The sequence below is a fragment of the Pseudomonas sp. 2(2015) genome, from assembly GCF_000955865.1.
In the GTDB taxonomy this organism is placed as follows: Bacteria; Pseudomonadota; Gammaproteobacteria; order Pseudomonadales; family Pseudomonadaceae; genus Aquipseudomonas.
Genome location: NZ_JYOF01000029.1, coordinates 1 through 1,989 on the forward strand (window position 1 = coordinate 1; position 1,989 = coordinate 1,989).

Annotated in this window: 2 protein-coding genes and 1 pseudogene; all 3 read right to left on the reverse strand. The window is 65.6% G+C overall.

Annotated elements, in window-relative coordinates:
* A partial coding sequence (locus UB48_RS26385; RefSeq protein WP_156160254.1) for a serine/threonine-protein kinase occupies positions 1 to 562 on the reverse strand: 562 nt, incomplete at its 3' end.
* A gap of 11 nt (positions 563 to 573) precedes the next feature.
* On the reverse strand, positions 574 to 1,296 hold the full coding sequence (locus UB48_RS28055; RefSeq protein ID WP_045202272.1) for a PP2C family serine/threonine-protein phosphatase: 723 nt from the start codon (positions 1,294 to 1,296) through the stop codon (positions 574 to 576).
* Positions 1,285 to 1,923, reverse strand: a pseudogene (gene tagF / locus UB48_RS28060) (type VI secretion system-associated protein TagF); the annotation flags it as partial. The pseudogene tagF and the gene UB48_RS28055, both read right to left, overlap by 12 nt.
* Between the last annotated feature and the right edge of the window lie 66 nt (positions 1,924 to 1,989).

The following is a 1,989-nucleotide window of genomic DNA, read 5'->3' on the forward strand; positions in this document are numbered from 1 at the left end:
CCAGGGCATAGAGGTCGGCGCGGCCGTCGATTTCCTGGCCGCGCGCCTGCTCCGGGCTCATGTAGCTGGGGGTGCCGACGGCAAACCCGGCCTGGGTGAACTGGGTGCGGTCATCCAGCGACTTGGCGATGCCGAAGTCCGACAGCACTGCAGTGCCGTCAGCGCGAAAAAGAATGTTGGCCGGTTTCACATCCCGGTGCACCAGGCCCTGGGCATGGGCATAACCCAGCGCCGAAGCGATCTGGCGGATNNCCGGCGTGACCCCGGCGGCGATACGCTCCTTGAGCGTACCGTTGGGCAGGTACTCCATGGCCATGTAGTACAGCTCGCCGACATTGCCGATGTCGTGGATGGTCACCGTGTGCGGGTGCGACAAGCGCGCCAGGGTGCGGCCTTCACGCAGGAAGCGCTCGCAGAAGGTCGGGTCGGCAGCCAGCGCCGCGGCCATGACCTTCAAGGCCACCTTGCGCTCCAGCGAGCGCTGGGTGGCGAGGTAGACGGTGGCCATGGCGCCTTCGCCAATCTCGCCGTCGATGTCGTATCCGGGGATCACTTTGTCCATGTGCTTGGTCTTCAACCGGCCTTGATGACGACGGCAGTAATGTTATCGGGGGCGCCCCGGGTCAGGCCGAGGTGCACCAGGCTGCGGACCACCTGGTAGGGGTCGCTGTGGCCCAGCACTTCGCGAATTTCATGGTCTTCGGCGGTCTTGTTCAGACCATCGCTGCACAGCAGATAGGTATCGCCTGGGAGGACCTGCAGGTGCACGGCCTCAAGTTCGAGCTCGGGCTCGACGCCAATTGCCCGGGTGACGATGTTGGCCCGCGGGTGCACCCGCGCTTCGGCCTCGCTGAGCAGGCCGCTGTCCTGCAGTTCCTGCACGTAGCTGTGATCGCGCGAGATACCTTCCAGGCGCCCGTCACGCAGGCGATACAGGCGGCTGTCCCCGGCCCACAGGCAGATACCCTGGTCAGCGCGCACCGCCAGCAGCACCAGGGTGCTGCCCATCATCGCCACGCCACGCCGGGTACTTTCTTCGCGCACTGCCGCGTTTACCGCCGACAGCCGCTGGCGCAGCACTTGGGCGAAGTCATTGAGGGACGCCGTGGTCGGCAACTGGCGCAAAGTATCGACGATCAGGCAACTGACGTAGTCGCCCGCCGCATGCCCGCCCATGCCATCGGCAACTGCCCACAGGCCTTCGCTGGCAAGGTCCAGGCAAGCGTCTTCATTGATGCTGCGCACCAGGCCGACATGGCTGTAGCTGGCTGCGGTGTANNCCGCCTCACTACCCAAAAGAAAACTGGCGAAATCCTCGCTGTGCGGCAGGCCCGCACAGCGCAGCATTCCCGCCTCGATATGCTCCGAGCCGCGCCCCCACCACAGGCTCATGCCGGCGCAGGCGCTTTCGGCCAAGGCTGCCTGGCGCGCCTTCGGGGTCACCGCTGCAAAGCGTTGCAAGCCGCCCACAACCGGGCTTGAAACAACAGCACTACGAGGAGCATCAATGCCCTGCACTGCTGCATCGAACGCCTCAAAAGCGGCTTGCGGCTCGAGGGTTGCCAGTAACTGGGCTTCACACTGCTCGAACCAGTTATCCGGGCCACTCACCACTGCCGCCAGCGACTCATCCGGCGCCAGAACCTGGGCCAGGATAAGAGGGAAATAGCGCCCTACCCGGTCAATGCTGGGCATCAACACCCCCACTACAGCGTCGGGCCCGCATACTCCCGGGGCCAGGGCGAAGCGCCACAAGGGGCTGACCAGATAGGCCGGCAACCAGCGCTCGGCCAGTTGCTGCTGGCTGGCCACAAGCCCGGCCGCCAGCCACTGGTCCCAGGGCTGGATAAAGCTCTGCGGCAAGCCGCGACTGACAAAGTCGCCGCGGCTGGCCAGCTTGCCGTAGAAGCCGACGCCCGCCATCACAGCCGCTCCGGCAGGCTGAAGCCGCTGAGCACGCGGCTCTTGAACGGGTTGAAGGCGCTGTTG